Raw genomic sequence first — 19,391 nt, forward strand, 5'->3', positions numbered from 1 at the left:
GTTCGTCGTGTTGAGCGGAGCGGTAGCAATCGTGGGCGGCTGCGTGCTCGGCGGCTGCACGCGCTATTTCGTCTCGGGCGCGATCGCGCGGCGGCTGGGCGAGACCTTTCCCTGGGGTACCATGACCATCAACGTCACCGGCGCCTTCATGATCGGCATTTTTGGCGCGCTGGCGACCCATCCCGGCTCGGTGTTCGCGGCGCCCAATCCATGGCTGTTCGCGGTGACCGGGTTTCTCGGCTGCTACACCACGGTATCCTCGTTCAGCTTGCAAACCCTGACCTTGGCGCGGAGCGGCGAGCCGATGCATGCCCTCGGCAATGTCGTATTCTCGGTCGTGCTGTGCCTTGCGGCCGTCAGTTGCGGCTTTCTCCTTGCAGACAGTTTTGGGGGCTAGAGGCAGATGAACTCTCCTTCTGCCGAGCGCTGGCGCACCGCGATACTCTATGCCTGGGTTGCCGCCGGCAGCATCGCCGGCGGGCTGACGCGCTATCTGGTCGGACTTGCGCTCGACACCGGCCCCAGATTTCCCGTCGCAACGCTGTTCGTCAACGCGACGGGCTCGTTGATCATCGGATTCTACGCGACGCTGACCGGCCCCGACGGCCGCGTGCTGGCGCGGCCCGAGCACCGGCAGTTCGTCATGACCGGGTTTTGCGGCGGCTACACCACCTTCTCGAGCTTCAGCCTGGAGACCTTCCGCCTGTTCCATGGGGACATGAAATACACGGCGCTCGCCTACATCGCGGCGTCCGTCATCTGCTGGCTGGTGTCCGTGTGGGTCGGCCATATGATGGCAAGCCGCTACAACCGCTTGACAAGGAGCTGACCATGCAAATCCCCAATCAGGCCGTTTCGCTTCGGATCTTCATCGGCGAGAGCGACCATTTCGACGGCAAGCCGCTTTACGAAGCGATCGTGACGACGGCGCGCGAGCGGCATCTCGCGGGCGCCACCGTGCTGCGCGGTCCGATGGGGTTCGGCAAGTCGAGCCGGCTGCACACCTCGAAGATCCTGCGGCTCTCGGAAGATTTGCCGCTCTTGATCGAGATCGTCGACAGCGAGGACAACATCAACGCATTCCTGCCCATCCTGGATGGCATGATGTCGAGCGGCCTGATCACCTTGGAGAAGGTGCAGGTCCTGCAATATGGTGCGAAGGCCGCTGGCTGACGCCGCGGCTGGAACCGAGAGACGCCCGCCGTTTCAGGAGGCGGAATGAACGACACCGTTACTAAGCCGAAAACCAGGACCAAGGTCGAGCGGCCGAAGCTGCACAAGGTCATCCTGATCAACGATGACTACACACCGCGTGAATTCGTCACAATGATACTCAAGGCGGAATTCCGCATGACGGAGGATCTGGCCTACAAGGTCATGATCACCGCGCACAAGCTGGGCGCCTGCGTGGTCGCCGTGTTCACCAAGGACGTCGCCGGGACCAAGGCCACGCGCGCAACGGATGTCGCCCGCAGCAAGGGCTACCCGCTGCTGTTCACGACAGAGCCGGAAGAGTAGCGGTCAGTCGACCAGCGCCGACGCTTCCTCCGCCAGCCCATACACGCGCTGAGCCTTGGAAAATCCAGCGATCGGAAATTCGCCGAGCTCACGCCAGTCGTGGTGACAGACATTGGCGAAGCCTTCCGAGGCGACGACGGTCCGCCCCAGGCGGCCCGTGATCTTCTCCAGTCTTGCCGCGAGATTGACGGCGGGTCCGATGCAGGTGAAGTCGAGGCGATTGCCGCCGCCGATATTGCCGTAGAGGATGTTGCCGACGTGGAGCGCGACGCCGAAGCGGAAGCGCTCGATCACGTCGCCGACGGGAAACGCGAGCGCCTCGACGCTGGCGCGGGATTCGCGCGCCGCCTCCAGCACGCGCGAACAGACATGGGCGGCATCGCCGACATATTCGTCGATCGGGAATACCGCAAGCAGGCCGTCGCCCATGAATTTGAGAACCTCGCCGCCATGGCCCCGGATCGCGGTGACCTGGCAATCGAAATACTGGTTGAGGATCTCGACCACGGTCTCGGCTGGCAGCCGGTCCGACAGCGCGGTGAAGCCGCGCAGATCCGAGAGCCAGATCGCGGCCTGCATGGTGTCGTTGTGGCCGCGGCGGATCTGGCCGCCGAGAATGCGCTCGCCGGCGCGGTTGCCAACGTAGGTGTCGAGCAGCATCGCGGCGGTGCGGCGCAGGCTGACGATCTCGCTGACGCGCGCGAGCGGCGCCATGATAGCCCGGATCGCCGCGATGTCGCCGTCGCTGAAACCGCCGGGACGCCGGGTGACCCAGCTCGTCGCGTGGATTGAGCCGTCGAGATACGGCATCGGCACCGCGATATAGTCAGTCACGCCTTCGGCGCGAATGTCGTCGAGGAACGGAAAGCGCTTGCTCTCGGGGTCATCCATGCGGCCCCTGACCTCGATCCCCTCCTCGAACACGATCCGCAGCGGACTTCTGGCGAATTCCGGCGTCTCCAGTATCTCGAAGTCGACGGTGCCGATCTCGACCTTCTGGCCCTGTCGCCAGATGAAGTTGCGGCCGAAGATTTCCGGATGCAGCGTGCGGATGAAGATGCCGAACCGCCACAGCGGCAGGCCGGCTTCGACCAGATGTTCGCAGACATCCGCAATCATCTCGGCCGGCGTCCCCGACGACCTTGCGCCGTCGATCAGCCAGTTGATGATACGCTGGAGCCCCGAGCTTTCCATGCCCGCATTTGCGGACGAAGTTGTGGCATCGTCAAGCTGCGCGGAGGACTAGTATCCGGAGCGCTAGCGCCCGACCTGCCCGCGGTCGCGCAGGAAATGATCGGCCAGCACACAGGCCATCATGGCTTCGCCGACGGGGACAGCGCGGATGCCGACGCAGGGGTCGTGGCGGCCCTTGGTCATGATCTCGGTGTCGGCGCCGTTGCGATCGACCGTCAAACGCGGCTGGAGGATCGACGAGGTCGGCTTCACCGCGAAACGCACCACCACCGGCTGGCCCGTGGAAATTCCGCCCAGAACGCCACCGGCATGGTTGGACAAAAAGCGCGTGCCGTCATTGCCGGTGCGCATCTCGTCGGCGTTCTCTTCGCCGGTGAGTTCGGCGGCGCCAAAGCCGGCGCCGATCTCGACGCCCTTCACCGCGTTGATGCTCATCATCGCTGAGGCGAGCTCGGCATCGAGCTTGGCGTAGATCGGTGCGCCCAATCCTGCCGGCAGGCCCTCGGCGACGATCTCGATCACCGCGCCGATCGACGAGCCGCTCTTGCGGATGCCATCAAGGTAGGTTTCGAAGAACGCGGCCTTGTCCTTGTCGGGACAGAAGAACGGATTGTTGGCGATCTCGTCCCAGTCCCATTTGTCACGGTCGATCTTGTGCGGGCCCATCTGCACCAGCGCGCCGCGCACCCTCACGTCGGGCAGCACTTTTCGCGCGATGGCACCGGCGGCGACGCGCGTCGCCGTCTCGCGTGCCGAGGAACGGCCGCCGCCGCGATAATCGCGCAGGCCGTATTTGGCCTCATAGGTGAAGTCGGCATGGCCCGGCCGAAACTTGTCCTTGATCTCAGAATAGTCCTTCGAACGCTGGTCGGTGTTCTCGATCAGGAGCCCGATCGGCGTGCCCGTCGTCACCTGCACGCCGGTCTCCGGATGCGCCATCACGCCAGACACAATTTTGACCTGGTCCGGCTCCTGGCGCTGGGTCGTGAAGCGCGACTGGCCGGGCCGGCGGCGATCGAGGTCACGCTGGATGTCGGCCTCGGTGAGCGGGATCATGGGCGGACAACCATCGACCACGCAGCCGATCGCCACCCCATGGCTCTCGCCGAAGGTGGTGACGCGAAACATGTGGCCGAAGGTGTTGAAGGACATCGCTCGCTCGTAGTCAGTTCTGACTTGTCGTAACGCGCCCTGAAATGAGGGTCAAATGCCGCCACAATCGTCATGGCCGGGCCCGTCCCGGCCATCCACGCCCTTTGCCCCGGCAGCGAAGAGCGTGAATGCCCGGGACAAGCCCGGGCAGGACGACGGAGGACGTGGCGCCAGCCTTAACTATACTTCTCCAGCCGCCCGCCACGGAACACGTAAACCGCGCCCTGCTCGATGTAGAGTTCGGCGGCGCTGGCCGGCGTCTCCAGCCCGAGCGAGACCATCAGGGCCCGGCAGGTCCCACCATGGGCGACCGCGACGGTGTCGATCCGGAGCTGGTCGCACCAGGCGCGCACGCGGACCTGCACATCGGCATAGGTCTCCCCGCCCGCGGGACCTACCGTCCATTTATCGGCGAGGCGCCGGGCGTAGACATCGGGATCGGAGGCCTCGCTCTCGGCCAGCGTCAGCCCTTCCCAGATGCCGTAGCCGATCTCGCGCAGGCGATCGTCGAGCGCGTAGTCCGCAGGCGGCAATTCGAGCTTGCCGCGCGCGAGTTCCATGGTCTGGCGTGCACGCCCGAGCGGACTCGATACGTAGGGTAACGCTGCCTTGTCCTTGCCGTCGCGCTTGAAGAGATCCGCCAACACGCCGCCGGCCTGCTCGGCCTGACCGCGTCCGCGCGCGTTCAGCGGAACGTCCTTGGTGCCCTGAAGCCTCCCGAGCGCATTCCACTCGGTCTCGCCGTGGCGAAGATAATAGATCGTGGGCACGGGCATTGCGGGTGAAGGTTAGTCCTTGCCGCCGAACGAGATGTCAGGCGCGTCGGGTCGTTTCATGCCCAGCACGTGATAGCCGGAATCGACGTGATGCACCTCGCCGGTGACGCCGCGCGACAGGTCGCAGAGGAAATACAGCGCGCTGCCGCCAACGTCTTCGGTCGACACGTTGCGCCGCATCGGCGCGTTATGCTCGTTCCACTTCAGGATATAGCGGAAGTCGCCGATGCCGGAGGCGGCGAGCGTCTTGATCGGCCCAGCCGAGATCGCATTGACGCGGATGTTCTTCTCGCCGAGATCGGCCGCGAGATAGCGCACGCTGGCCTCCAGCGCAGCTTTTGCCACGCCCATCACGTTGTAGTGCGGCATCCACTTCTCAGCGCCGTAATAGCTGAGCGTGACGATCGAACCGCCGTCGGTCATCAGCTTCTCGGCGCGCTGTGTGACCGCGGTCAGCGAGTAGCAGGAGATCAGCATCGACTTGGTGAAATTCTCCTGCGTGGTATCGACGTAGCGACCGTCGAGCTGCTCGCCATAGGCGATCGCGTGCACCAGGAAGTCGATCTTGCCCCACTTCTCCTGCAACACCGCGAAAGCGGCGTCGATGGTCGCGGCATCGGTGACGTCGCAATGGCCGAGCACGAGCCCGCCGATCTCGGCGGCGAGCGGCTCGACGCGCTTCTTCAGCGCATCGCCCTGATAGGTGAAGGCGAGCTCGGCACCGGCCGCATGGCATGCCTTAGCAATGCCCCAGGCGATCGAGCGGTTGTTGGCAAGGCCGAGGATCACCCCGCGCTTGCCCTGCATCAAACCCGAATTCTGCGCCATTTTGCTAACGTCCCATCGAGCTCTCGTGAGGTCTGGAGGTACACCAGCCCTCCTTCGCGGTACAGTCCTAATACGCGGCGTTAACGCTGTTCCGAGCGCCGGAATAGCCGTTCCGTTCGGGTGTTATGATGATTGAGGCGCTCGCGCCGAACACTAGGACATCAAGACGGCAATGAGCGCGTTTCGCCAGAGTGTGGAAGCCATGATCCCGGCGTTGCGCCGCTACGCCCGCGCGCTCACGCGCGATGCGGATGCGGCCGATGATCTGGTGCAGGATACGTTGGTGCGGGCGCTGCGTTCGGAGCGCCTGTTCCTCGGAGGCGACGTCAGGAGCTGGCTCTATACGATCCTGACCAATCTCAACAAAAACCGGCGGCGCTCGCTGGCAAGGCGCCCGCAATTCACGCCACTGACCGAGAACAACCCGGATGCCAGCGGGACCGAAGCCGAAGGGCGCGATATCGAGAAGGCGCTGACGACGCTGGTCGAAGAGCAGCGCTCGGTGCTGCTGCTGGTGATGCTGGAGGGCATGAGCTACCGCGAGGTCGCCGACATTCAGGGCGTGCCGATCGGCACCGTGATGTCGCGCCTGGCGCGCGCGCGCGCCCATGTTAAGGCCTCGCTGGAAGGTGAGCGCCCGGCGCTCAAGCGGGTGAAATGATGGCAGGGTTGATGCATTACGCAGGTCACTTCCCGTGCGTGGAGCGGGAAGCAGCACAGTTGAAGCACGAAGAACATTTTGGGCCGCAGAGCCAGAGACGATCGATATGAACGACCGCAATATTCCCGTTACCGAAGACGAGTTGCACGCCTATGTCGATGGCGAGTTGCCGGCCGAGCGCCGCGCCGACGTCGAGGCCTGGCTTGCCGCACACCCTGACGATGCCGGGCGCGTGCAGTCCTGGCGCGCCATGGCCGAGATGCTGCATGCCCGTTACGACGCCGTTGCCCAGGAGCCGGTGCCGGCCCGGCTGGAGCTCGAGCGGCTGGAGCGCCGCCCCCGGCAATGGCTGTATGGCGCCGCGGCGGCTGTGCTGGTCGCCTTCGTGGCCGGCAGTACCGCCGGCTGGATGGCGCATGGCGCCGCGAACGCCCCTTCGACTTTCCGGAGCTTTACGGCGGACGCGCTCGACGCCCACCGCCTCTATGTTGTCGAGGTCCGGCATCCCGTCGAGGTCGGCGGCAACGAGCGCGATCATCTCCAGGCCTGGCTGACCCGGCGCTGCGGCTGGACCGTGTTCGCGCCGAACCTGGAGGCGAGCGGGCTGAAGCTCGTCGGCGGCCGGCTCTTGCCTGGGCCGAACGGTCCGGCGTCGTTCCTGATGTATGAGGGCACCTCGGGCGAGCGGTACACGATCTACACCGCCAAGACCGAGAACGGCGCGACGCAGATGCGCTACGCCAAAACGGACAAGGACGGGGCGCTGTTCTGGGCCGAGCGCGGCGTCGGCTACGTCGTCAGCGGCGGCAGCGACCGCGCTCGCCTGACCAAGGTAGCGCAGGCGGTGTACGACCAAGCCGAGAAAAACGGCACCTGAACAACCGCATAAAGGCGGTGCCTCGATTCCGTCATTGAAAATTTGGAATCAAGACATGGGCGCGTCTCATTATCGCACCGGATGATCACGCGAAAATGAGCAGCGCTCGATCCGCCGATCGACGCAGGCGGCCTCGATTGGGGTTTTTGGTACCGCGCTGGTCCCCCTCTCGAGGCCGCACCTTTTTTATCGGCTGCCCCGCCGGACCGCCGACACGTCCAAGCACGTGAGCCGAGAAGCGCTATCACGCCTCAGGCATATGATGAGCATCATCTGCTGAGCGATGCTCTAGACCTTTAGGAGAAACCCCCTCAGTTGCGATCTCGCCCTAACCAAGCCCGCTACGTGGATTGTAGGGGTGCTGGTCCCGCCACTTCTCCATCAATGCCTCAAGCTCGGCGTCGTTCCCGTCCGGTAGCATAATCCTGATGGTGATGAAGAGATCCCCGGTTCCGCCTGCTTTTGGTAATCCCTTGCCCTTGAGGCGGAAGGTCCGGCCGCTGGAAGTGTTTTTCGGGACCGACAGTTCCACGGCATTGCCGAGGGTAGGCACGCGGACTTTGCCGCCGAGCACCGCCTCATAGAGCGTGACCGGCAGGTCGATCCTGAGGTCGGCGCCCTCGATCTTGAAGAACGGATGCGGCGCGATGCTGATCGTGATCAGGAGATCGCCCGGCGGATGGCCCTGAGCGCTTTCGCCCTGCCCTCGCAGCCGGATCTGCTGGCCCTCGGTGACGCCGGCCGGAATCTTGACGTTGAGCTCCTTGCCGTTCGGTAGCCGGACGCGCTTCTCGCCGCCCTTGACCGACTCCTCCAGCGAGACGGTCATGGCGACGTTCACGTCGAGATCGAGCCCGATCCCGCCGGTGTCGAATTCGAACTGGGCACCGCCGCCGGCCCCGGGTCGCGCACCGCGCGTCCCGCCGCCGAACATGCTGTTGAGAATGTCCTCGAACGCGCCGGCGCCCTGGCCAGGGCCGCCGCCGCCGCGGAACGTATAGCTCTCGAACCCGCCGGGACCCGCGCGCCCGCGCGGGCCGCCGCCGCCCGGAAAACCCTGGAAGCGCGGCTTGCCGTGCGCATCGATCTCGCCGCGGTCGAACTGCTTGCGCTTGTCCTCGTCGCCAAGGATCTCGTTAGCCGTATTGAGCTCAGCGAAGCGGTCGGCGGCCTTCGGGTCGTCCTTGTTGCTGTCGGGATGGTGCTTCTTGGCAAGCTTGCGATAGGCGCTCTTGATCGCGGCAGCGCTGGCGCTCCGCGGCACCCCCAAGACCTCATAGGGGTCGCGCATTCGTCACGTCTCCTTTAAGAAATCGAACTGTTCAAAGGGCTCCCCGCCCCATCTGCACGTCATGTGGGAGGCGAGTGGCATTTTTGCAACTACCCCGCGGAGCCGATTCCTAGCTCCGCCACGGCTTTAACGTATGAATCTCCCAACGGCCACGGCTACCTTGGCAGCCGGCGCCCTGAAGCCAGCTTTCGGTGTTGCCGTTGACATAGCTCGCCAGGAAGTCGCGGCACTTGCGACCGTCCTCGGCGGCGTAGGACTGCGCGATCGGGGTCACCGAACCGCGCGCGCCGGTCTCTGGATTTTCCCAGTGCTGGCTGGAATCGTTGTCGCCCTGGCTCAGGATGTCGGAGGCGGCGTTGCGGGCGAAAGCGAGATCGGTCTCGGTCGGTGCTGCTTCCTTTGCCGGCCGCGCAATCGAGCCGGTGAGGTCGTTGTCGTCGGCCTTGGCATACGCACTGCTCTCACTGCGGGAAAAGCTGCAACCGCCGGCGCCGAGCCCGATCAGAACCATTGTCATCACAAAGCCGGACGGCCGCATCGCCAATAGGCCAACGCGTCCCCATGCCCTATATAGGGCGGTAGCGGACAACAACGCGTTTTGGGCCGCAGGACGCAACTCGGACTCCGGACATGACCGACACGACCACAATGAAACACCAGGCACCCTTAACATCCGGTGATTTCACCGCCGCCGACGAACCTTTTGCGCTGTTCGAGGCCTGGCTGAACGAGGCGATCAAGAGCGAGCCGAACGATCCGAACGCCATGGCACTCGCAACAGTCGACGCGGATGGGCTGCCCGACGTGCGCATGGTGCTGATGAAGGGCTTCGATACCGAGGGTTTCGTCTTCTACAGCCACATCGCGAGCCAGAAGGGCCGCGAACTCGCCGCAAATCCTAAGGCGGCGTTACTTTTTCACTGGAAGTCGCTGCGCCGTCAGGTCCGCATCCGCGGCAACGTGACGCCGGTGAGCGACGCCGAGGCCGACGCCTATTTCGCCACCCGTCCCAAGCAGGCGCAGATCGGCGCCTGGGCCAGCAAGCAGTCGCAGCCGCTTGAAAGCCGCTTCGCCTTCGAGCAGGCCATCGCCAAGGTCGCCGCCAAGCACGTCATCGGCGAGGTGCCGCGGCCGCCGGGCTGGAGCGGCTGGCGTATCACGCCGTCGCGCATCGAATTCTGGCACGACCGCCCATTCCGCCTGCACGACCGCATCGAATTTCGCCATGACGCGGCCGGCCGGAAGTGGTCCAAGACGCGGATGTATCCTTAAGCCTTATCCTGAGCCTTGCCTTGAATCTTGGGCCGACCTGAAAGATGTCCATGCCGCATTCCAATGCGCCGCGCCGCACGCTGCTCTTGACCGGAGCCAGCCGCGGCATCGGCCACGCCACCGTGATCCGCTTCTCGTCGGCGGGCTGGCGTGTCATCACCTGCTCGCGGCATCCCTTCCCCGAGGACTGCCCCTGGGACGCGGGCCCCGAGGATCACATCCAGGTCGACCTCGGCAATCCCCAGGACACCGCACGCGCGATCTCGGACATCCGCAACCGGCTCGAAGGCGGCATGCTCCATGCGCTGGTCAACAACGCCGCGATCTCGCCGAAGGGCGCCGGCGGCTCGAGGCTCGGTTCGGTCGACACCGACCTCGACACTTGGACGCATGTGTTCCACGTCAACTTCTTTGCGCCGATCATGATGGCGCGCGGGCTAATCGAGGAATTGAAGGCGGCCAAGGGCTCGGTGGTGAACGTCACCTCGATCGCAGGCTCGCGCGTGCATCCCTTCGCAGGCGCGGCCTACGCCACCTCGAAGGCCGCACTCGCATCCTTGACGCGCGAGATGGCCTCCGACTTCGGCCGCATCGGCGTGCGCGTCAACGCGATCGCGCCGGGCGAGATCGACACCTCGATCCTGTCACCGGGCACCGAGAAGATCGTGGAGCAGCAGATTCCGATGCATCGCCTCGGCACGCCGGACGAGGTCGCCAAGATCATCTACGTGCTGTGCACGGAAACATCGTCCTACGTGAATGGCGCCGAGATCCACATCAACGGCGGGCAGCACGTGTAGTTTCTCGTCGTCATTGCAAGCGAAGCAAAGCAATCAAGACTGCCTCCACCGAGACAGTCTGGATTTGCTTCGTCGCTTCGCTCCTCGCAATGACGGAACTGGAAACAACGCTACGGAAGCAAGGCGATCCAGACAAAGCCGCCGCAAGACCTGGATCGCCCGCCCTTTCTTCCGTTCCTCAATCGATTCGAATCCGACGCGACCGTTCGCGCAGCCGCGGAGCGGCCACGTTCAATGCAGTCGAGCAGTCGTCGTCGTTCTCACCGTCGAGCAGCGGAGCACCACAGTGCCGGCACATGCGTGCCGACATCGACGACGCCTTGCCGCTCGCCAGGACATGACGATAGTTCGCCAGATCGATGACATTGCGGGGCGACGTTATGTGTTTTTCAACCATGGCTGTTCCTCGCGGCTAACACGCTGCTTATCGCAGACAAGTTTCGCGCAAACGTTCAGCCCACCGCTCAAATTTTACCGGAGGAATTGGGGCGGCGCGCACCCATCACCGCGCGGCCTCAATCCCGCTCTATTCTGCGACACCAAGCACCATGTCTCCGCGACTGGCGTAAGGTCTCGGTAGCTATTACAGCCACTTCTTCCACTTGAAGATCCAATACGGGACGATGGCCGCGATTAGCATCAACACCAGCGCGAACGGATAACCGTGCGCCCATTCGAGTTCCGGCATCGCCTTGAAGTTCATGCCGTAGATCGAGGCGATCAGCGTCGGCGGCATCAGGACAACGGCCATGACCGAAAACAGCTTGATGATATTGTTCTGCTCGAGATTGACGACGCCGAGCATGGCGTCCAGCACGAAGGTGATCTTGCTGGAGAGATAGGAGGCGTGATCGGTCAGCGAGACGACGTCCCGCTGCATCGTCTTGAGCTGCTCGCGCATATCCTTCGACCATTTCACGCCTTCCACCACGGCCGAAAGGAAGGCGACGACGCGGCCGATCGAGACCAGGCTCTCGCGGACCTTGGAGGTCAAGTCGCCCTTGCGGCCGATCGAAATCAGGATCTGGGAGTATTGCTTGGCGTGGCCGTGGCGCTCGCTCTCGGGCTCGAAGATGTCGTGTGAGACCTGGTCGATCTCGGCGCCGCAGCGCTCCAGAATGTCAGCGCAGCGGTCGATCACGGCGTCCAGGAGCTCCATCAGCACCATTTCGCCGGTGACGGCCGGCGTGCAGGAGCGGGCGAGCTTGGCCTCGACCAGGGCGAACGGCTTCGGCAGGTCGTAGCGCACCGTCACCAGGCGATGGTCGCCGAGGATGAAGGTCACCGCCGTGGTCCGGGGCATGTCGGTATCGGAGTGGCACATCAGCGTCGCGGTCATGTAACGCGCGCCGTTCTCGATATAGAGGCGGCTGGAGATCTCGATCTCCTGCATGTCTTCCCGGGTCGGAATGGCGATGCCGGCCAGCCGTTCCACCGCCTTGTCCTCGGCCGCGGTCGGATTGACCAGGTCGATCCAGACCGCGCTCTCCGGCAGCGCCGTGAGATCCTCGATGACAGCCTTCTTGAGGGAGGTCTCGGAGGGAACAAATACCGAAAACATGAACAACTCCAGAGAACCTGCGACAGAATGACAGCGTTTAGCGCGATTCTGACAAGCTCATGATGACAACCACATTAACGGAGCGTTGGCATTTGTGGCGACGCCGCAGCTCAACTGTGGCACGTAATCGACAGATTCGCGCGCTTTGCCCAAAAATCGGCTCTGGGTCGCAAAAATTGCGGCAGAAAAGCCACAGATAGGGTGTGGCAGCGCGGGAAAAGCTTCGAAACGCTGGAATTGTGGCAGATTTCAACGATAATGGGACCAACGGGAATCGTGGAATTTGGGCTGACTCAAGCCCTACGCAAGCTTGTTGTTGTCGATTGGAACCAAATCATGTCGTTGCTGAAAGTTACGCTGGGTATTTTGGCCGCTGGCCTGATGCTGTCGGGCTGCATGCAGGCCACGCATTTTGAGGCGACCGACACCAAGACCTTCAAGCCGAAGGACAAGGAACTCCTCGCCAAGGTCCGGTACGAGAACACCCCGGTGGCTGAGCCGTTCCGCCGCGCCATCGTCGATTACCACCGCAAGGAATCGCCGGGCTCGATCGTGGTCGATTCCGATAACCACTATCTCTATTGGGTGATGGATGGCGGCAAGGCGATCCGCTACGGCATCACCGTCGGCGAAGAAGCCATGGCGTGGTCGGGCATTGCCAAGGTCGGCAGCATGACCGAGTGGCCGGCCTGGCATCCGACACCGGGCGAGATTTCGCGACTGGGCGTGCCGACCTTCGTCGCGCCGGGTCCGGACAATCCGATGGGCTCCCGCGCGATGTATCTCTACTCGGGCGGCAAGGACACGCTGTTCCGCATTCACGGCACCAACCAGCCGGAATATATCGGCGCCTCAATCTCGTCGGGCTGCATCCGCCTGACCAACGAGGACGCGATCGACCTCTACAGCCGCGTCAAGGTCGGCACCATCGTCGTGGTGCTCGAGCCGAAGCACGGCGACTCGCCTTACAATTCGCGCCTCGCGCTCGGCGGCAGCGGAACTGGCCAAGCGGGCAGCTTCTGATCGCCTCCTGCTCTTAGACATCCAAAAGCGCTGGTTTCACCGGCGCTTTTTTGTTGCCGGCTTGTGCGACTGGGCTTTGTTGCCGGCGGCCGACTTGTCCGCAGGCGCAGGGGATTTCTGCGCCGCCTCGCCATCAGCTCCATCCCTTGCCTCGGGCTTGGCTGCGACCTCGCGCGGCGGCGCTTCCTCGGGCCGCTCCGCCGGCAGCAGCGGAGCGACCTGCGGCAGCGGATCCCAGACATTCCACTGGCAGATCCGGTAGTCGTTGCGCCGCTGCGCCAGGTCGAGATGGATGTGGTCCTCGTGGTACCAGTCCGAGCCCGGGCCGAGCACGGTGGAAAAGCGTGCGCAGACCGAATGCAGCACGCGCTCGCGCACGTCGCGCGACATGCTGCGGTCGGTCAGGCCGATCGACTGTCCGTTGCCAAGCTTGATGGCGCGGACGTCGAGCGCGTTGGCCTTGCCGTGCTCGGACAGCATCGCCCCCAGGACGCGGTTACGGCCTCGGCATTCGAAGCTGTCGAAATTGTCGAGATCGCTGATGGTCGAGCCGAGGCTCGCAGCCAGGGGCACCATGTCGTTGCGCACCCAATCGGCGATCGCGGACGCCATGGTGCAGCGGAGGATTGCCGCCGGCTTGACCGCTACCTTGCGCTTGTCCCGCAGCACGATGGCCTCGAGCCGCACCAGATCCTCGCCGCCGCAGGCACCGGGGCCGCGGATATCCGGGATCGAGGGCGCGATCGCGATCTCCTCGGTCAGCGCAAGGCGGCAGGCCGAGGGCTGCTTCTCAGGCGGCGGCGCGGCCTCGGCCGGCTTGTTGGCGCCGGGCTTATCCGGAGAAGGCTTGTCGGCAGAAGGCTTGCCTCCAGTCTCCGGTGCGGCCTCGTCTGACGCTTTGGGCGCCTCCTCCGGGCGGGGTTTCGGTAGCGGGATCTTGGCAGAATGAGCCGTCGCGCGCGGCAGTGGTGCGACAATGCCAAAGATATCCAGCGGGGCAGCATGTTTTCGCGCCTCTGCCCTCTCCGCCAGCGTGAGCGACAGCCCGAGCGCGGCGGTAACCATTGCCGCGCCGGCGGACATATAGCCGCGACAAGACCATTTGCGGCGAAACTCCGGCAGGCTAAAACTCATGACAATTCTTTGGCCCAGCGCTGAGAGCGACAACCCGCCCAGCGAATTCTCGGAGGAACGATCGAATGCTTGGTTTGATGCAAGATTGGCCCCTGCTCTGCCACCGAATCATCGAACACGCCGCCAGGATTCATGGCAAGCAGGAGGTCGTGACGCGATCGGTCGAGGGCCCGATCCATCGCACCACCTATGGCGAAATCCACAAGCGCGCGCTCAAGGTCTCGCAAGTGCTGGAGCGCGACGCCATCAAGCTCGGCGACCGTGTCGCAACGATCGCCTGGAACACCTGGCGCCATCTCGAGGTCTGGTACGGCATCATGGGGATCGGCGCCATCTGCCATACCGTCAATCCTCGCCTTTTCCCCGAGCAGATCGCCTGGATCATCAACCACGCGCAGGACCGCATCGTGATGACCGACATCACCTTCGTTCCGGTCCTGGAGAAGATCGCCGACAAGCTGCCAAGCGTGGAACGCTACGTCGTGCTCACCGACAAGGCGCACATGCCGCAAACCACGCTGAAGAATGTGGTTGCCTACGAGGACTGGATCGCGGAGGCCGACGGCAAATTCAAATGGAAGGACTTTGACGAGAACACGGCAGCCGCGATGTGCTACACGTCGGGCACCACGGGCGATCCGAAGGGTGTGCTGTATTCGCATCGCTCCAACGTGCTGCACGCGCTGATGGCCAACAATGTCGATGCGCTCGGCACCAGCGCGTCCGAGACAATGCTGCCGGTGGTGCCGCTGTTCCATGCCAATAGCTGGGGCATCGCCTTCTCGGCCCCCTCGCAAGGCACCAAGCTGGTGATGCCCGGCGCCAAGCTCGACGGCGCCTCCGTCTATGAGCTGCTCTCGACCGAGAAGGTGACGCACACTGCGGGGGTGCCCACCGTGTGGCTGATGCTGCTCCAGCACATGGCCGCCAACAATCTGAAGCTGCCGGACCTGAAGATGGTGATCTGCGGCGGCTCGGCGATGCCGCGCTCGATGATCAAGGCCTTCCTCGACATGGGCTCAAACGTGCGTCACGCCTGGGGCATGACCGAGATGAGCCCGATCGGCAGCGTCGCGGCGCTGAAGCCGCCGTTCCAGAATGCGACGGGCGATGCGCGGCTCGACGTACTCCAGATGCAGGGCTATGCGCCCTTCGCGGTGGAGATGAAGATCACCGACGATGCCGGCAAGGAGCTGCCTTGGGACGGCAAGACCTTTGGCCGCCTCAAGGTCTCCGGCCCCGCCGTCGCCAACGCCTATTACCGCGTCGACGCCAACATCGTCGACGAAGAAGGCTTCTTCGACACCGGCGACGTCGCGACCATCGACGAGGCCGGCTATATGCGGATCACCGACCGCTCCAAGGACGTGATCAAGTCCGGCGGCGAATGGATCTCCTCGATCGACCTGGAAAACCTCGCGATTGGCCACCCCGCCGTGGCAGAGGCCGCGGTGATCGGCATTTACCACCCCAAATGGGACGAGCGCCCGCTCCTGATCGTGCAGCTCAAGCAGGGCCAGCAGGCCACGCGCGAGGACATCCTCAAATTTATGGACGGCAAGATCGCCAAATGGTGGATGCCCGACGACGTGGCTTTCGTCGATGGCATCCCGCATACGGCGACCGGCAAGATCCTGAAGACGGCGCTGCGCGACCAGTTCAAGGATTACCGCTTCCCGAACGCGGCGGCATAGGGCCACCCCAGACGTCATGCCCCGGGGCAGAAGCGCGAAGCGCGTCTTCGCGCTAGATGTCCCGGGCACCCAGGTCCTGACCTCAAGAAAGAGAGCCGTGGCTGGCCGGGTCAAGCCTGGCCATGACGACAAGAGGGTGGCGGAACCCTTGAATTTGCCACCGGGCCGTGGTCTCAACGCCCCATCGTCGCGCCAAACCGGCCGGCACCGCCCCAAACCCCGGCAGAACTCAACCCCGATGGCCCGCAGGTTTTCCGCTCCCTATCAGTCGGAGTCCGTGTCAAGCCTCGCCACGTGGGCGCGTAATCTGGCCGTGTTCGCGGTCGTGGCGGTGGTGGTCTCGATCGTCATCGTCCGCTTCGACTTCCTGGAGATGAAGCCGGCGCTGATGACTTTTTTCGGCGGGCTCGCGATCGCCGGCCTCTCGATTCTGTTCGGGCTCGCAGGCTTTGCCGCGATCTGGCAGAACGGCTCGCGCGGCATGGCGCGCATCCTGCTCGCCTTCCTCATCGCCGGCGCGATTCTCGCTTATCCCGCTTATCTCAGCCTGCAATACCGCAAGCTGCCGCCGATCCACGACATCACCACCAACCCGATCGATCCGCCGCGCTTCGACGCGCTGGCGCACGTGCGCACCGGCGATGGCACCAACACCGCCGTCTACACCGGCCTCTATTCGGCGGAGCAGCAGCGCCAGTTCTATCCCGACATCGAGCCGATCGAGCTGGATATTCCGGTCGATCGGGCCTATGCGATCGCGCGCCAGCTCGTCATCAAGCGCAAATGGCTCGTCATCGACGAGCGCGAGCCGCAGCCGCCGCGCCGCATCGGCCGCATCGAGGCGGTGGCACGGACGCCGATCATGGGGTTCCGCGAGGACATCGCGATCCGGATCGTGCCCGACGGTGACGATTCCCGCGTCGATATCCGCTCGGCCTCGCGCTATTTCGAGAGCGACCTCGGCAGCAACGCCGCGCGCGTGAAAAAATTCATCGACGACCTCAACACCGCCGCCGATGCCGACGCGCTGAAACCGGTGAAGAAGACGCCGGTGGCGCCCCAGAAGGTACCGGCGAAGACGGTGAAGAAATAAGCCCCGCCGTCATTCCGGGGCGCGCGTCAGCGCGAGCCCGGAATCCATCGGGCCGCAGCGTTCGTGGATGAATGGATTCTCTGATGCGCAATGCGCATCATAGTTCGCCGCTTCGCAGCGCCCCGGAATAACAAAGCTAGGCTGCCGCCATCCGATACGTCCCGCCAATCACGGGATCACCATCCGTCACCACCACGCCGCGCGCGACCAGATCTTCCAGATGCGCCAATACGGAATAGCCGGCGGCCGTCGTCAGCCTGGGATCAATGCCGATATAGATCGCGCGGACCATGGTCGGGATGTCGGTCTCGCCCTTGGCGAGGCGGTGCAGGATCGAGGCTTCGCGCGCCTTGCGGTGGCGAATCAGGAAGCGCACGAAGCGCTGGCCGTCCGGAATCTCAGGGCCGTGGCCGGAGAAATACAGATCTTCATCGCGCGCGGCGAGCCGGTCGAGCGACTCCATGTAGTCGATCATCGAGCCGTCGGGCGGCGCCACGATCGAGGTCGACCAGCCCATCACGTGATCGCCGACGAAGTTGAACTTTCGCTCGGGCCAGGCGAAGGCGAGATGATTGGCGGTGTGGCCGGGCGTCGCCACGGCCTCCAGACGCCAGCCGGCACCCTCAACGACGTCGCCATGCGCGATCCTGATATCGGGCGCGAAGTCGCGATCGGCACCGGATTCAGGGTTGTGCTTCTCGCTCTCGAAACGCGGTCGCGAGGCCCGGTGCGGGCCTTCGGCATAGACTGTCGCGCCGGTCGCCTGTTTGATCCTCGCAGCGTTGGGCGAATGGTCGCGGTGGGTGTGGGTAACGAAGATATGGCTCACGGTCTCGCCGCTGACTGCATCGAGCAGTGCCGCTGCATGCGCCTCATCGTCCGGGCCGGGATCGATGATCGCGACGTTGCCTTGGCCTACGATGTAGCTGACCGTGCCGGTGAAGGTGAAGGGGCTCGAATTATTACAGAGCACGCGCCGCACGCCGGGCCGGACTTCCTCGACGATTCCAGGCTTGAGTGGGAAGTTGCGGTTGAACGGGATGTCGTCGTTATCGGACATGGCTTGCTCACATCTTCCTGACTTCGTCATGCCCGGCCCTGTGCCGGGCATCCACGTTCTTCGCGCGACTAGAATGTGGATGGCCGGCACATCTAGCGCGAAGACGCGCCTCGCGCTTCTGCCCGGCCATGGCGCACTTGAAGAATTCAGTCGCATCCCACGCGTTGTGGATCGATCAGAAAAACGCCTGAATGCCCGTGATCGCACGTCCCAGGATCAGGGCGTGGACGTCGTGAGTGCCCTCGTAGGTGTTGACGGTCTCGAGGTTATGGACGTGGCGCATCACGTGATACTCGATCGAGATGCCGTTGCCGCCGTGCATGTCGCGCGCGACACGCGCGATGTCGAGCGCCTTGCCGCAATTGTTGCGCTTCATGATCGAGATCATCTCGGGGGCAAACTTGCCCTCGTCCATCAGACGGCCGACGCGAAGCGAACCCTGAAGGCCCAGCGCGATCTCGGTCTCCATGTCGGCGAGCTTCTTCTGCACCAGCTGGGTCGCGGCCAGCGGCTTGCCGAACTGCTTGCGGTCCAGCGTGTACTGGCGGGCGCGGTGCATGCAGTCCTCGGCGGCGCCGAGCGCACCCCAGGAGATACCGTAGCGGGCGCGGTTGAGGCAGCCGAACGGGCCCTTGAGGCCGGAAACGTTGGGCAGCAGGGCGTCTTCCGGAACGACGACGCCGTCCATCACGACCTCACCGGTGATGGAGGCGCGCAAGGACAGCTTGCCGCCGATCTTCGGCGCGGAGAGACCTTTCATGCCCTTTTCCAGCACGAATCCGCGGATCTGGTTGTCATGCTCGGCCGACTTGGCCCAGACCACGAATACGTCGGCGATCGGCGCGTTCGAGATCCACATCTTGCTGCCGGTCAGGCGATAGCCATCCGAGACCTTCTCGGCGCGGGTCTTCATGCCGCCCGGATCAGAGCCGGCGTCGGGCTCGGTGAGGCCGAAACAGCCGACCCATTCGCCGCTGGCGAGCTTCGGCAGGTATTTCTTGCGCTGGTTCTCGTCGCCATAGGCGTAGATCGGGTACATCACCAGCGAGGACTGCACCGAGTTCATCGAGCGATAGCCGGAATCGACCCGCTCGATCTCGCGCGCGACGAGGCCGTAGGCAACGTAGCTCGCATTGGCACAGCCATATTCCTCGGGCAGCGTAATGCCGATCAGGCCGAGCTCGCCCATCTCGTTGAAGATTTCGCGGTCGGTCTTCTCTTCGAGATAGGCCTTGGTGACGCGCGGCAGCAGCTTGTCCTGGGCATAGGCGCGGGCGGTGTCGCGCACCATGCGCTCATCTTCAGTGAGCTGCTCGTCGAGCAGGAACGGATCGTCCCACTGGAAAGCAGCCGAAGCCGGCTTGTCCTTGGCCTGAGGGCGCACGCTCATGAAACGTCCTTTCGTCTGGTTCCGTCAATATTTGCCCGACAAAGTAAAGCGCCGCGGCAACAAGTGC

At 64.0% G+C, this 19,391-nt stretch carries 22 protein-coding genes; 11 read left to right on the top strand and 11 right to left on the bottom strand.

What is annotated here, in order from left to right; genetic code table 11:
* Window positions 1-7: 7 nt before the first annotated feature.
* Genes crcB (IVA80_RS12180) through clpS form a run of 4 tightly spaced genes read left to right on the top strand, consistent with a single transcriptional unit; the run spans window position 8 to window position 1,518 of the window.
* Window positions 8-397, top strand: a complete 390-nt coding sequence (gene crcB / locus IVA80_RS12180; protein ID WP_247429640.1) for a fluoride efflux transporter CrcB — start codon at window positions 8-10, stop codon at window positions 395-397.
* Between the two features lie 6 nt (window positions 398-403).
* Entirely contained in the window at window positions 404-829 is a 426-nt protein-coding gene (crcB, locus tag IVA80_RS12185) for a fluoride efflux transporter CrcB (RefSeq protein ID WP_247429642.1), read from the top strand.
* Window positions 830-831: 2 nt separating this feature from the next.
* Entirely contained in the window at window positions 832-1,173 is a 342-nt protein-coding gene (locus tag IVA80_RS12190) for a DUF190 domain-containing protein (protein ID WP_247429645.1), read from the top strand.
* Window positions 1,174-1,218: 45 nt separating this feature from the next.
* Window positions 1,219-1,518 carry an ATP-dependent Clp protease adapter ClpS gene (clpS, locus tag IVA80_RS12195; protein WP_247429648.1) on the top strand — a complete coding sequence of 100 codons (300 nt, stop codon included), beginning with the start codon at window positions 1,219-1,221 and terminating at the stop codon, window positions 1,516-1,518.
* 3 nt (window positions 1,519-1,521) lie between these two features.
* Here the strand turns inward: clpS and IVA80_RS12200 are convergent, their stop codons facing one another.
* The 4 genes from IVA80_RS12200 to fabI form a co-directional block, all read right to left on the bottom strand.
* On the bottom strand, window positions 1,522-2,712 hold the full coding sequence (locus IVA80_RS12200) for an adenylate/guanylate cyclase domain-containing protein (protein ID WP_247429651.1): 1,191 nt from the start codon (window positions 2,710-2,712) through the stop codon (window positions 1,522-1,524).
* Between the two features lie 63 nt (window positions 2,713-2,775).
* Window positions 2,776-3,864 carry a chorismate synthase gene (gene aroC, locus IVA80_RS12205; RefSeq protein WP_247429653.1) on the bottom strand — a complete coding sequence of 363 codons (1,089 nt, stop codon included), beginning with the start codon at window positions 3,862-3,864 and terminating at the stop codon, window positions 2,776-2,778.
* 176 nt (window positions 3,865-4,040) lie between these two features.
* Entirely contained in the window at window positions 4,041-4,640 is a 600-nt protein-coding gene (locus IVA80_RS12210) for a histidine phosphatase family protein (protein WP_247429655.1), read from the bottom strand.
* 12 nt (window positions 4,641-4,652) lie between these two features.
* Window positions 4,653-5,468, bottom strand: a complete 816-nt coding sequence (gene fabI / locus IVA80_RS12215) for an enoyl-ACP reductase FabI (protein WP_247429657.1) — start codon at window positions 5,466-5,468, stop codon at window positions 4,653-4,655.
* A 172-nt stretch (window positions 5,469-5,640) separates the two neighbouring features.
* Here fabI and IVA80_RS12220 point away from each other — a divergent pair, with 172 nt between their 5' ends.
* Both IVA80_RS12220 and IVA80_RS12225 read left to right on the top strand, forming a co-directional pair.
* Complete coding sequence (locus IVA80_RS12220; RefSeq protein WP_247429659.1) at window positions 5,641-6,129, top strand: RNA polymerase sigma factor; 489 nt, start codon at window positions 5,641-5,643, stop codon at window positions 6,127-6,129.
* A gap of 106 nt (window positions 6,130-6,235) precedes the next feature.
* The gene (locus IVA80_RS12225) at window positions 6,236-7,006 is read left to right on the top strand and encodes an anti-sigma factor (protein WP_247429661.1); all 771 of its coding nucleotides are present in this window, start codon (window positions 6,236-6,238) and stop codon (window positions 7,004-7,006) included.
* 328 nt (window positions 7,007-7,334) lie between these two features.
* Here IVA80_RS12225 and IVA80_RS12230 read toward each other — a convergent pair whose 3' ends face one another.
* A complete protein-coding gene (locus IVA80_RS12230; RefSeq protein WP_247429663.1) occupies window positions 7,335-8,297 on the bottom strand; it encodes a DnaJ C-terminal domain-containing protein in 963 nt (320 codons plus the stop codon).
* A 109-nt stretch (window positions 8,298-8,406) separates the two neighbouring features.
* Window positions 8,407-8,814: an RT0821/Lpp0805 family surface protein gene (locus tag IVA80_RS12235; RefSeq protein WP_346347992.1), complete on the bottom strand. Its 408-nt coding sequence runs from the start codon at window positions 8,812-8,814 to the stop codon at window positions 8,407-8,409.
* A 113-nt stretch (window positions 8,815-8,927) separates the two neighbouring features.
* Here IVA80_RS12235 and pdxH point away from each other — a divergent pair, with 113 nt between their 5' ends.
* Both pdxH and IVA80_RS12245 read left to right on the top strand, forming a co-directional pair.
* A complete protein-coding gene (gene pdxH, locus IVA80_RS12240) occupies window positions 8,928-9,569 on the top strand; it encodes a pyridoxamine 5'-phosphate oxidase (protein WP_247429667.1) in 642 nt (213 codons plus the stop codon).
* A 50-nt stretch (window positions 9,570-9,619) separates the two neighbouring features.
* Complete coding sequence (locus IVA80_RS12245; RefSeq protein ID WP_247429669.1) at window positions 9,620-10,369, top strand: SDR family oxidoreductase; 750 nt, start codon at window positions 9,620-9,622, stop codon at window positions 10,367-10,369.
* 178 nt (window positions 10,370-10,547) lie between these two features.
* Here the strand turns inward: IVA80_RS12245 and IVA80_RS12250 are convergent, their stop codons facing one another.
* Together IVA80_RS12250 and IVA80_RS12255 are read right to left on the bottom strand one after the other, a co-directional pair.
* The gene (locus IVA80_RS12250; protein ID WP_247429672.1) at window positions 10,548-10,766 is read right to left on the bottom strand and encodes a hypothetical protein; all 219 of its coding nucleotides are present in this window, start codon (window positions 10,764-10,766) and stop codon (window positions 10,548-10,550) included.
* A gap of 186 nt (window positions 10,767-10,952) precedes the next feature.
* On the bottom strand, window positions 10,953-11,930 hold the full coding sequence (locus IVA80_RS12255) for a magnesium transporter CorA family protein (RefSeq protein WP_247429674.1): 978 nt from the start codon (window positions 11,928-11,930) through the stop codon (window positions 10,953-10,955).
* 336 nt (window positions 11,931-12,266) lie between these two features.
* Here IVA80_RS12255 and IVA80_RS12260 point away from each other — a divergent pair, with 336 nt between their 5' ends.
* Window positions 12,267-12,953, top strand: coding sequence for a L,D-transpeptidase (locus tag IVA80_RS12260; protein WP_247429676.1), 687 nt, complete (start codon window positions 12,267-12,269; stop codon window positions 12,951-12,953).
* A gap of 36 nt (window positions 12,954-12,989) precedes the next feature.
* Here the strand turns inward: IVA80_RS12260 and IVA80_RS12265 are convergent, their stop codons facing one another.
* The gene (locus IVA80_RS12265; protein WP_247429679.1) at window positions 12,990-14,087 is read right to left on the bottom strand and encodes an extensin family protein; all 1,098 of its coding nucleotides are present in this window, start codon (window positions 14,085-14,087) and stop codon (window positions 12,990-12,992) included.
* Window positions 14,088-14,152: 65 nt separating this feature from the next.
* Here IVA80_RS12265 and IVA80_RS12270 point away from each other — a divergent pair, with 65 nt between their 5' ends.
* Entirely contained in the window at window positions 14,153-15,781 is a 1,629-nt protein-coding gene (locus IVA80_RS12270; protein ID WP_247429681.1) for a fatty-acid--CoA ligase, read from the top strand.
* A 238-nt stretch (window positions 15,782-16,019) separates the two neighbouring features.
* Window positions 16,020-16,874, top strand: coding sequence for a DUF1499 domain-containing protein (locus IVA80_RS12275; protein WP_247429683.1), 855 nt, complete (start codon window positions 16,020-16,022; stop codon window positions 16,872-16,874).
* Between the two features lie 136 nt (window positions 16,875-17,010).
* Here the strand turns inward: IVA80_RS12275 and IVA80_RS12280 are convergent, their stop codons facing one another.
* Together IVA80_RS12280 and IVA80_RS12285 are read right to left on the bottom strand one after the other, a co-directional pair.
* Window positions 17,011-17,934 (bottom strand): MBL fold metallo-hydrolase, encoded by a 924-nt coding sequence (locus tag IVA80_RS12280; protein ID WP_247429685.1) that lies wholly within the window; start codon window positions 17,932-17,934, stop codon window positions 17,011-17,013.
* A gap of 175 nt (window positions 17,935-18,109) precedes the next feature.
* Window positions 18,110-19,324 carry an acyl-CoA dehydrogenase gene (locus IVA80_RS12285; protein WP_247429687.1) on the bottom strand — a complete coding sequence of 405 codons (1,215 nt, stop codon included), beginning with the start codon at window positions 19,322-19,324 and terminating at the stop codon, window positions 18,110-18,112.
* Between the last annotated feature and the right edge of the window lie 67 nt (window positions 19,325-19,391).

Origin of the sequence: Bradyrhizobium sp. 139 (genome assembly GCF_023074175.1) — a bacterium.
Classification (GTDB): Bacteria; Pseudomonadota; Alphaproteobacteria; order Rhizobiales; family Xanthobacteraceae; genus Bradyrhizobium.

What these genes read in the sequence shown, in the direction of transcription:
- aroC (WP_247429653.1), bottom strand. Translation starts at nt 3,864, where the DNA reads ATGTCCTTCAACACCTTCGGCCACATGTTTCGCGTCACCACCTTCGGC.
- IVA80_RS12225 (WP_247429661.1), top strand. Translation starts at nt 6,236, where the DNA reads ATGAACGACCGCAATATTCCCGTTACCGAAGACGAGTTGCACGCCTAT.
- IVA80_RS12190 (WP_247429645.1), top strand. Translation starts at nt 832, where the DNA reads ATGCAAATCCCCAATCAGGCCGTTTCGCTTCGGATCTTCATCGGCGAG.
- IVA80_RS12275 (WP_247429683.1), top strand. Translation starts at nt 16,020, where the DNA reads ATGGCCCGCAGGTTTTCCGCTCCCTATCAGTCGGAGTCCGTGTCAAGC.
- IVA80_RS12230 (WP_247429663.1), bottom strand. Translation starts at nt 8,297, where the DNA reads ATGCGCGACCCCTATGAGGTCTTGGGGGTGCCGCGGAGCGCCAGCGCT.
- IVA80_RS12270 (WP_247429681.1), top strand. Translation starts at nt 14,153, where the DNA reads ATGCTTGGTTTGATGCAAGATTGGCCCCTGCTCTGCCACCGAATCATC.
- IVA80_RS12210 (WP_247429655.1), bottom strand. Translation starts at nt 4,640, where the DNA reads ATGCCCGTGCCCACGATCTATTATCTTCGCCACGGCGAGACCGAGTGG.
- IVA80_RS12250 (WP_247429672.1), bottom strand. Translation starts at nt 10,766, where the DNA reads ATGGTTGAAAAACACATAACGTCGCCCCGCAATGTCATCGATCTGGCG.
- IVA80_RS12260 (WP_247429676.1), top strand. Translation starts at nt 12,267, where the DNA reads ATGTCGTTGCTGAAAGTTACGCTGGGTATTTTGGCCGCTGGCCTGATG.
- IVA80_RS12235 (WP_346347992.1), bottom strand. Translation starts at nt 8,814, where the DNA reads ATGACAATGGTTCTGATCGGGCTCGGCGCCGGCGGTTGCAGCTTTTCC.
- IVA80_RS12255 (WP_247429674.1), bottom strand. Translation starts at nt 11,930, where the DNA reads ATGTTTTCGGTATTTGTTCCCTCCGAGACCTCCCTCAAGAAGGCTGTC.
- pdxH (WP_247429667.1), top strand. Translation starts at nt 8,928, where the DNA reads ATGACCGACACGACCACAATGAAACACCAGGCACCCTTAACATCCGGT.
- clpS (WP_247429648.1), top strand. Translation starts at nt 1,219, where the DNA reads ATGAACGACACCGTTACTAAGCCGAAAACCAGGACCAAGGTCGAGCGG.
- fabI (WP_247429657.1), bottom strand. Translation starts at nt 5,468, where the DNA reads ATGGCGCAGAATTCGGGTTTGATGCAGGGCAAGCGCGGGGTGATCCTC.
- IVA80_RS12265 (WP_247429679.1), bottom strand. Translation starts at nt 14,087, where the DNA reads ATGAGTTTTAGCCTGCCGGAGTTTCGCCGCAAATGGTCTTGTCGCGGC.
- IVA80_RS12245 (WP_247429669.1), top strand. Translation starts at nt 9,620, where the DNA reads ATGCCGCATTCCAATGCGCCGCGCCGCACGCTGCTCTTGACCGGAGCC.
- IVA80_RS12280 (WP_247429685.1), bottom strand. Translation starts at nt 17,934, where the DNA reads ATGTCCGATAACGACGACATCCCGTTCAACCGCAACTTCCCACTCAAG.
- crcB (WP_247429642.1), top strand. Translation starts at nt 404, where the DNA reads ATGAACTCTCCTTCTGCCGAGCGCTGGCGCACCGCGATACTCTATGCC.
- IVA80_RS12200 (WP_247429651.1), bottom strand. Translation starts at nt 2,712, where the DNA reads ATGGAAAGCTCGGGGCTCCAGCGTATCATCAACTGGCTGATCGACGGC.
- IVA80_RS12285 (WP_247429687.1), bottom strand. Translation starts at nt 19,324, where the DNA reads ATGAGCGTGCGCCCTCAGGCCAAGGACAAGCCGGCTTCGGCTGCTTTC.
- IVA80_RS12220 (WP_247429659.1), top strand. Translation starts at nt 5,641, where the DNA reads ATGAGCGCGTTTCGCCAGAGTGTGGAAGCCATGATCCCGGCGTTGCGC.